6 protein-coding genes are annotated in these 8,733 nt (G+C 71.1%); 1 reads left to right on the top strand and 5 read right to left on the bottom strand.

Features of this window, described 5'->3' with window-relative positions; genetic code table 11:
- Positions 1–19 precede the first annotated feature (19 nt).
- Positions 20–2,830 carry a stealth conserved region 3 domain-containing protein gene (locus ACZ3IJ_RS28690; protein WP_467472774.1) on the bottom strand — a complete coding sequence of 937 codons (2,811 nt, stop codon included), beginning with the start codon at positions 2,828–2,830 and terminating at the stop codon, positions 20–22.
- Positions 2,827–3,837 carry a hypothetical protein gene (locus ACZ3IJ_RS28695; RefSeq protein WP_467472777.1) on the bottom strand — a complete coding sequence of 337 codons (1,011 nt, stop codon included), beginning with the start codon at positions 3,835–3,837 and terminating at the stop codon, positions 2,827–2,829. Before ACZ3IJ_RS28695 ends, ACZ3IJ_RS28690 begins: the two co-directional genes overlap by 4 nt.
- 193 nt (positions 3,838–4,030) lie before the next feature.
- On the opposite strand from ACZ3IJ_RS28695, the gene ACZ3IJ_RS28700 reads away from it, so the two are divergent.
- Entirely contained in the window at positions 4,031–6,199 is a 2,169-nt protein-coding gene (locus ACZ3IJ_RS28700) for a PIG-L family deacetylase (RefSeq protein ID WP_467472779.1), read from the top strand.
- 85 nt (positions 6,200–6,284) lie between these two features.
- Here the strand turns inward: ACZ3IJ_RS28700 and obgE are convergent, their stop codons facing one another.
- The 3 genes from obgE to rplU form a co-directional block, all read right to left on the bottom strand.
- On the bottom strand, positions 6,285–7,724 hold the full coding sequence (gene obgE / locus ACZ3IJ_RS28705) for a GTPase ObgE (protein ID WP_467472780.1): 1,440 nt from the start codon (positions 7,722–7,724) through the stop codon (positions 6,285–6,287).
- Positions 7,725–7,842: 118 nt separating this feature from the next.
- Positions 7,843–8,097, bottom strand: coding sequence for a 50S ribosomal protein L27 (gene rpmA / locus ACZ3IJ_RS28710; protein WP_260226291.1), 255 nt, complete (start codon positions 8,095–8,097; stop codon positions 7,843–7,845).
- Between the two features lie 14 nt (positions 8,098–8,111).
- Positions 8,112–8,432, bottom strand: a complete 321-nt coding sequence (gene rplU / locus ACZ3IJ_RS28715) for a 50S ribosomal protein L21 (protein WP_015033583.1) — start codon at positions 8,430–8,432, stop codon at positions 8,112–8,114.
- Between the last annotated feature and the right edge of the window lie 301 nt (positions 8,433–8,733).

The following is an 8,733-nucleotide window of genomic DNA, read 5'->3' on the forward strand; positions in this document are numbered from 1 at the left end:
CCCACTCTTTCGCGTGGAGTCAGCTGCGCTCGAAGCGTGAACGCACCGGGAAGTAGGCGTTCAGGAAGGCCCGCAGCACGCGGTCCTGCTCGTCCACCGGCACCTCGGCGTCCGCGGACTCGCCGATGCAGAAGACGTCGTGGCTCCGGCTGGCGAGCAGTCGGCTGAGCACCGAGTGGTGCTCGTAGTTGCCGACGTTGACGTAGCTGCAGGAGATCGCCGACGGCACCGAGCTGCCCGTGAGGTAGCCGTAGTGGTGGTGCAGCGACGAGGTGATCGACAGGTCCGAGTTGGCCCGGAACGGGTTACGGGCCGTCGCCGAGACCTCCTCCGGGAACCGCTCGGCGATCTCGGCCAGCACGCTGCGGCGCAGCGGATGCGGGGCGTGCAGGAAGCCGTGGGTGGCCACCCGGCCGAACGCCTGCTCCAGCAGGGCCCGGTTGTTCTTCGCCGCGGCGAAGTAGCCCTCGTCGTCGTCCGAACGCTCGCTCGGCGGGACGGAGGTCGGCGAACGGAACAGCTTCGCGACACCGTTGCTCAGGAAGAACGAGCCCGGGGAGAGCGGACGGCCGATGAAGACGTCGTCGTTGAAGTAGAGGAAGTGCTCGGAGAGCCCCTCGATCCGGTGCAGCTGGCTCTCGATGGCGTGCGAGTTGAACGTCGGGAGCCAGGACTGGTCCGGGAAGATGTCCTTGTGGGCGACCACCTCGATGCCGGGCTGGCCGGCGTCCAGCCACTCGGGCGTCTGGTCGTCCGTCACCAGGTAGATGGTGCGCACCCACGGCGCGAACATCTGCAGCGACCGCAGCGAGTACCGCAGTTCGTCACGGTTACGGAAGCGGACGTCACCGCTGTCGGCGTCGTCGACCGGCATGTCCAGCGTGCGACGGACGTCGTCACGGCGCTTGCGCCACGCCGGGTCGGTGTCGTCGACCCACGTGTAGACCACGTCGATGGGGAAGTCGACGTCCCACATCAGCGGCTTGGTGAACTGGCTCAGCGTCGGGTAGTCGTGCCCGCCGACCTGCAGCTTGGCGGTGGGCTCCAGCGACGGCAGTCGGCGGCCGAGGAGCGTCGTCGTGCGCGGGCTGTTGCGCCAGCCGTCCTCGTCCTCGTCCCAGAACTCGACGGTGCAGCCGTACGCCGGCCCGTAGCGCAGGGTCCGGCTCGCGCTCGTCACCGGCTTGAAGATCTTCACACCGGCGACCTCGCCGACGGTGTCGAGCCGCTCGGCCAGGACGGCGCCGGGGGCGGCACCGCGCGGCGTGATCAGCTCGCCGTACACGGGCTTGCCGTGCAGCACGGTCGCGAGGGCCTGGAGGGCCTTCTCGCGGTGCTCGACCGGGACGGCGACGGTGTGCGCGAGATTGTCGTTGCGGACCAGGGTGAAGGGGACCCCGGCGTCCTCGAAGGCCTTGGCCGTGATCTCCAGGTTGAGATTGGCCATCGTCGGGGCGTCGATGTCGTCCCGCTCCTCGGCCAGGCGGCCGGCGGACCGGATCAGGGACCGGTCCTGGGCCTGGATCAGTACCTCGCGCGCCTTCTGCTCGTCGGCGGAGTTGGCGAGCAGGGAGACGGGGGCGGCGACGCTGAAGCTCTTGGTACCGCCCTGCGCGATCCGCAGCGCGGTACGGTCGGCCCGCGCGGCGAGGCGCTCGGGAGTGTCACGGCGGGCGACGAGGCGCTCGAAGAGCTCCTCCCACTGCGCGGTGATCTTCTCGCCGGAGAAGCGCTCGTTGACGCCGGCACGCGCCGCCTTGCCGAAGGCGTGGCGGGTGTCGTCGTCCTCCATCAGCCTGGACATGGCCGCGGCCAGGGAGTCGATGTCGCGCGGCGGGACGAGCAGTCCGTCCACGTCGTGCCGGATGATCTCGGCGGGGCCGGTGACGATGTCGTACGCGATCACGGGCACACCCGCGGCGAAGACCTCGAGGAGGACCAGGGGGAACGCCTCGTTGCGCGAGGGCAGCAGGCAGAGCGCGGCCTTGGCCCACTCCTGCTCCATCTGGTCGGAGCGGCCCATGAGCTCCACCCGCGAGTGGATTCCGAGCCCCTCGACGAGGTGGCGCAGCCGCACCTGCTGGGGGCCGTCGCCGAAGATCCGCAGCGTCCAGTCCGGGAAGTCGGCGGAGACGCGGTGGAAGGCGTGGATCGCGTGGTCGAGCTGCTTCTCCGGGGTCATCCGGGCAGCCAGGACGATCGTCTTGCTCTCCAGGTCGGAGCGCTGTCGGTAGCCGTCGGGCACCGCGTTCGGGATGGCGACGAGCTCGGGCGCCGCGGCGCCGAGCGAGTCCGCGAACCAGTCGTTGGTGCGCTCGGTGAGCGAGACGAGGGCGTCGATCCGGGGCGCGTACACGAGGAGCGGCTCGCCGGACACGCCACGCAGCTGGGAGGCGCGGTGCTCCTGGTGGACGGTGACGACCCGGGCCGGCGCGAGGTCGGCGACCGCGGCCATGAGGGCCGGCGTGGTCGTGACGAGGACGTCGGAGTCCAGGGAGCCGAGCGCCTGGGTCATCTCGATGTCGGAGAGCCGGTTGAAGGTGCTCTCCCACGAGGGCTTGATGATCTCGCTGGGGAGAGAGGTCAGCGTGCGGCAGGCCTCGGCGTCGAGGGTGGAGGTGCGCACGGGGCGCTCGACGCCGCCGGTCCGGTCCACCAGGTAGCGCCGCTTGACCTTGCGGGCGGCCGCGAAGAAGGGTTCCTGCCGGGTCTTGAAGACGCTGAGGACCTCGACGTCGTGCCGGGGCGCGAGGTGGATCGCCTGGGTGTAGGCGGCCATCTCGGTGCCGCCCATTTCGTCGCCCCAGGTGAGCAGAAACGTGATCTTCATGCGACTTCCTCTGTGCTGGGGTGCGCGGCTATGACATCTGCGCAGTTGACGGCGAGCGCTCCGGCCGCGGTGACATGGGCGTGCACCCGCATGAGGGAGCCGTTGTCGAGGGCGACGATGCGGAAGGGAGTCCGGTAGACCTGCTTGAGGTGACGGACGTCGGTCAGCTTCCGGGCGATCTTCAGCCGGGTGCCGCCGAGCCGCAGGTACAGGTCCCAGGTCCGGGCCGTTCCGCGCCCCGCGCCCATCCTGTCCAGAGGAACGTCGAAGGTGAAGCGGTCGCCCTGCCACTCGGGAGCGACGGTGACGGCCTTGTGGTTGCCTCGCCGCAGCACCGCCTCCGCCGTCGCGGCGGATGCCTTGGCGGGAGCGGTACCGATGAGTCGTCCGTGCACCGTGACCCGGTCCCAGCGCAGGTCGAACGAGGTGAGTTCGGCGTGCGGGCGGGGGGCGCGGACCTTCAGCAGCGCGAAGCCGTCGACCGAGCGCACGAGACGGAAGGTCGCGCCGCTCGTCGGCGAAGGGGAGAACGGGAGAGTGGGACCGTCGGAGAGGTCCCGGCTCGGGGCCGCGGCGATCGTCGCGCGGCGGGTCTGTCCGCCCTCGTCCGTGAACAGGACGGCGAGACGCCAGATGCCGCTGCCGAGCACCGGTCCGCGACCGGCGGGCTCCGGGCAGTCCTTGTGGCGCAGGGGGACGGTCGCGGTGAGCAGCACCGTGCCGTCGGCCTGCGGTTCGAGCTCGAGGGGCACGCGCTCGCGGCTCGTACCGTGCGAGAGTACGAGGTCGGCGGAGGCGAGGCGACGCCCGGGAACGGCGACGGCGACGTTCAGGGTCCTGCCGCTGGAGACGGAGAAGTGCACGGGCTTGAGCTGCGCGCTCGGGCGGATCCCCCCGCCGATCGCCGGCACGGTGTGCAGCTGCTCTACCCGACGGCGCATGCGTACGGCGGCCCGGCGCGCACGCTTCGCAGCGCCCACCGCGTAGGGCAGCAGTGAGTCACTCACGGCGAATCCCGGCTTCCATTCTCAGCTGACAGTCAGCGGCACATGCTGTCAAGGACGAAGTTCAATGGCAAGTTGACTCCTGATTTGACCATTATGTGACCGCAATCACTCGATCAAGTGAAACCTGCATGGCTGTTTCCCCTCTTTACCTGTGGCGATCTCGCCGGATCGCCAGCAGGAAAGCAGGGGGAAAATGGGCCGCCGCAGCACCTTCGACCACTTCGTGCCGTCGCGCCGCACGCTGCTCGGGTCCGTGGCCGGCGTGACGCTGGCCGGACTCGTCGGCGGCTGCACCACCGCACCCGCCGGGGTTCCCCCCGTCGATCACACGGGCGGCGGCGGCTCCGGAATGCCGGTGAGACAGCTGGGCGCCGAGCCGCGGACCGGATTCGCGGAGCCCGGCGGAGCGCGGGTCATGCAGATCGTGGCCCACCCGGACGACGACCTCTTCTTCATGAACCCCGACGTGATCCACACGCTGTCGAACGGCGTGCCGGTGATCTCCGTCTACGTCACGGACGGCGGTTCCTTCGGCGTGAACGCCATCCCCGGCCGACCCACCCCGCCCGCGAACCTACCCGCGTACATATCCTCACGCCAGCAGGGCCTGCGGCAGGCGTACGCGCGGATGCTGGGCGCCCCCCTCTTCACCACGTGGGAGCGGACCACCCTTCCGCTGCCCGAGGGCCGGGAGGCCGAGCTCAACGTCCTGGAGCACCAGGGACGGCGGGCGGAGCTGGTCTTCCTCAACATACGGATGCACGCGAAGGACCACGGCCGGGCGGTCAACATGACCCACCTGTGGGGCACCCCCGGCGTCCGCCTCCCCACCCAGCCGACGCCGGAATCCCCGGTCCGGAAGGCGTTCTCCTACGGCCGCCAGGACCTGGTGGACACCCTCGTCTCGCTGCTGCGGCGCTACCGGCCCACCCTCATACGGACGCTCGACCCCGACCCTGACGCCCAGGTCCACGACGAGCGGCACCCGCGCGGCAGCGACCAGGTCGGCTACTCCGACCACCCGGACCACACCGCGACTGCGCTCTTCACCTGGCGCGCGCTGGCCGAGTGGGCCGACGCGTCGGGGCGCCGCGGCAAGGCGCCCGCGTTCCAGACCGAGTCCTACCGCGGCTATTACAACCAGCGCTGGCCGCACAATCTGCCGCCCGAGACGGTCGCCCTCAAGACCGAGTACCTGAACGCCTATGGCGGCGACCCCTCCTGGGAGTGCGGCAACGCCTCCGGCTGCGGCGACTACGCCATCGGCTCCGACCGCGTCCTCGTCTCGAAGAAGGGGTGGGTACGCAGCACCCACCGGCGCTATCCGAACGCCGGGCCCCAGGTCGTGGCCTCCGAGGACGGCTCGCTGACCGTGTACGCCGTGCTCGGCACCCGGCTCGCGCGCTGGACCGGCACGTCGGCCGGGGTCCTGGGCGCGCCGGAGGACCTCGGCGGGGGGCCGCTGGCGCCCGCGATCTCCGTGACCAGGGACGCCGAGGGCCGACAGCTGATCTTCGCCCTGCGCTTCTCCCGGCTGGAGGGACCCGCCGCCCGCAACGTCCGCGAGATCGTCATGCTCCGGCAGCGGACGGCCGGCGGCCCCTTCGACTCCAGCTGGGTCGGGCTCGGCAACCCCGAGTCCCGCCCGCGGCGCTCCCGCCTGACGGGTCCGCCGACCGCGGTGACCGGCGCGGACGGCCGCGTCCATGTCTTCGTACGGAACGGGGACAAGGGAGTCAGCACCCGCGTCCTCGACGAGCGGGGCGACTGGTCGCCCTGGCGGGCGCTGCCCGGCGGGTACGTCCAGGACGGTCTCGCCGCGACGGTGGACGGCGGCGGGCTGATCCACGTGTTCGCCGCCGCGCCCGGCTGGGTGGAGCACTGGGCGCAGCGCAAGCCGTCCGCCGAACTGCGCAAGGGGTCGCGGCGCTTCGTGGCCCGGCCGGGGGACGTTCCGGACGCGGTGACCGCCGCGGACGGTTCCGTCCTGCTCGGCTACCGCCCGGTGACGAGCGACCGTGTGATGGTCGAACGGCTGGCCGCGGGGCGGACCGGTCGCTGGACGACCGTGGCGAACCCGGTGGTGCCGGGCTACGGCCGTGTCGGTCTGGTCGGCGGCCGCAGGCCGACCGCCGACGGGCTGCTGATGGCGGCCTCGACCGGGGGCGGCGAAGCGCTGGTGTACGACGTCCGCGACGGCGGAGCGGCCATGGCGCGCGCCCGGCAGACCGCCGTCACGGTGGGCACCCCCGCGGCGGTGACGGCGGTCGGCGGCGCTCCGGCGGCCGTGGTCACCCTCGGCCTGTCGGGCCGCCCGGTCGTCACCCACCTCCGGGACGTCGCGGACAGCCAGGAGTCCTGACCGCCCGCTCCCACGCGAGCGCCCCACGGCCGGAGTGGCACGTGGGGCGCTCGAAGCGTCTGTGACGCGAGGGAGGGGGCAGACCCTAGAACGGGTTGAAGTCGTCGTACTCGCGCTGCGCCTCGTCCCGCTCCGCCTCGCGGTCGCGGCGGCGCTGCGCGGCGGGACGCGGGGCTTCGAGACGGTGGTCCTCGCCACGACGGCCGAGCATCTCCGCGCCGGCCATCATCGTGGGCTCCCAGTCGAAGACGACCGCGTTGTCCTCGGAGCCGATCGCGACACCGTCGCCCGATCGGGCGCCCGCCTTCATCAGCGCGTCCTCGACGCCCAGGCGGTTGAGCCGGTCCGCCAGGTAGCCGACGGCCTCGTCGTTGTTGAAGTCGGTCTGGCGCACCCAGCGCTCCGGCTTCTCGCCGCGCACCCGGTAGACGTCCTCGGACTCGTCGTAGGTGACCGTGAAGCCGGCGTCGTCGACCGCCTTCGGACGGAGGACGATCCGCGTCGACTCCTCCTTCGGCTTGGCCGCACGCGCCTTGGCGACGATGTCGGCCAGCGCGAAGGACAGCTCCTTCAGACCCGTACGCGCCACGGCCGACGCCTCGAAGACCTGGTAGCCACGCTCCTCCAGGTCGGGGCGGATCATGTCCGCCAGGTCCTGGCCGTCCGGGATGTCGATCTTGTTGAGGACGACGATGCGCGGGCGGTCCTCGAGACCGCCGTACTGCTTCAGCTCTTCCTCGATGATGTCGAGGTCGGTGACCGGGTCGCGGTCGGACTCCAGCGTCGCCGTGTCCAGGACGTGCACGAGCACCGAGCAGCGCTCCACGTGGCGCAGGAACTCCAGGCCCAGGCCGCGGCCCTGGCTGGCGCCCGGGATCAGGCCCGGCACATCGGCGATCGTGTAGACCGTCGAGCCGGCCGTGACGACGCCCAGGTTCGGGACGAGCGTGGTGAAGGGGTAGTCCGCGATCTTCGGCTTGGCGGCCGACAGCACGGAGATGAGCGAGGACTTGCCGGCGCTCGGGTAGCCGACCAGCGCCACGTCGGCGACGGTCTTCAGCTCCAGGACGATGTCCCGCGCCTCGCCGGGCTCGCCGAGGAGCGCGAAGCCGGGGGCCTTGCGGCGCGCGGAGGACAGCGCCGCGTTGCCGAGGCCGCCGCGGCCGCCCTGGCCGGCGATGAAGGTGGTGCCCTGGCCGACGAGGTCGGCGAGCACGTTGCCCTGCTTGTCGAGGACGACGGTGCCGTCGGGCACGTTCAGGACGAGGTCCTGGCCGTCCTTGCCGGAACGGTTGTCCCCGGCGCCGGGCTGACCGTTGGTGGCCTTGCGGTGCGGCGAGTGGTGGTACTCGAGGAGTGTGGTGACGGCCTGGTCGACGACCAGGATCACATCGCCGCCGCGGCCGCCGTTGCCGCCGTCGGGGCCGCCGAGCGGCTTGAACTTCTCCCGGTGTACGGAGGCGCAGCCGTGGCCTCCGTTACCCGCGGCGACATGCAGCTCGACGCGGTCCACGAAGGTGGTCATGGTTCTGTGCCTCCAGTTACAAGGGGGTACTACGAGGTGGAATGTCTATCTAGTAACACGCGAAAGGCGGACCCGCTTCCCTGCCGGGAAGTGAGGTCCGCCTCCGCAAAAGAACCGATCAGGCGACCGGAACGATGTTCACGACCTTGCGGCCACGGTGGGTGCCGAACTGCACCGAACCGGCCTGCAGGGCGAACAGCGTGTCGTCGCCGCCACGGCCGACGCCCGCGCCCGGGTGGAAGTGGGTGCCGCGCTGGCGGATCAGGATCTCACCGGCGCTGACGACCTGACCGCCGAAGCGCTTCACGCCGAGCCGCTGAGCATTGGAATCGCGACCGTTCCGGGTGGACGATGCGCCCTTCTTGTGTGCCATCTCTCCTCAGTCCCTTACTTCGCAGCCGCGGGGATGCCGGTGACCTTGATCGCCGTGTACTGCTGGCGGTGGCCCTGGCGACGGCGGTAGCCGGTCTTGTTCTTGTAGCGAAGGATGTCGATCTTCGCGCCCTTGTGGTGGTCCACGACCTCGGCCGTGACCTTGATACCGGCCAGCACCCACGGGTCGCTGGTCACGGCATCGCCGTCGACAACGAGCAGCGTAGAGAGCTCTACGGTGTCGCCAACCTTGGCAGTGGAAATCTTGTCAACCTCAACGATGTCGCCGACAGCAACCTTGTGCTGGCGACCACCGCTGCGCACGATGGCGTACACGCGGATCTCTCTCTCACTCGGGAACGGTCCCCTGATGCCAGCCGCTCACGCGGGCCGAAGCCCGCGGCGATCCGGAAGTGGACGAGCGGCCTCTCCCGGAAGCCCGGGAGGAGGGTGCTCAGGGGGGTGGCGCGTCATACGACACGCCGACGGTCAAGGTTACGGGCCGGTGCCTCAAGGGGTCAAATTCGGTGACTTCACCCTCCGGGGCGGTGGGGGGGGGGGGGGGGGGGGCCCCCCCCCCCGGGCCCCCCCCCGCGGCGGGGGGGGGGGGGGGGGTGTTGGGGGGCGCCAGTTGGCG

Source organism: Streptomyces sp. NPDC013317, from assembly GCF_055563155.1.

Coding starts and splice junctions, on each gene's coding strand:
- ACZ3IJ_RS28690 (WP_467472774.1), bottom strand. CDS start 2,830: ATGAAGATCACGTTTCTGCTCACCTGGGGCGACGAAATGGGCGGCACC.
- ACZ3IJ_RS28700 (WP_467472779.1), top strand. CDS start 4,031: ATGGGCCGCCGCAGCACCTTCGACCACTTCGTGCCGTCGCGCCGCACG.
- obgE (WP_467472780.1), bottom strand. CDS start 7,724: ATGACCACCTTCGTGGACCGCGTCGAGCTGCATGTCGCCGCGGGTAAC.
- rpmA (WP_260226291.1), bottom strand. CDS start 8,097: ATGGCACACAAGAAGGGCGCATCGTCCACCCGGAACGGTCGCGATTCC.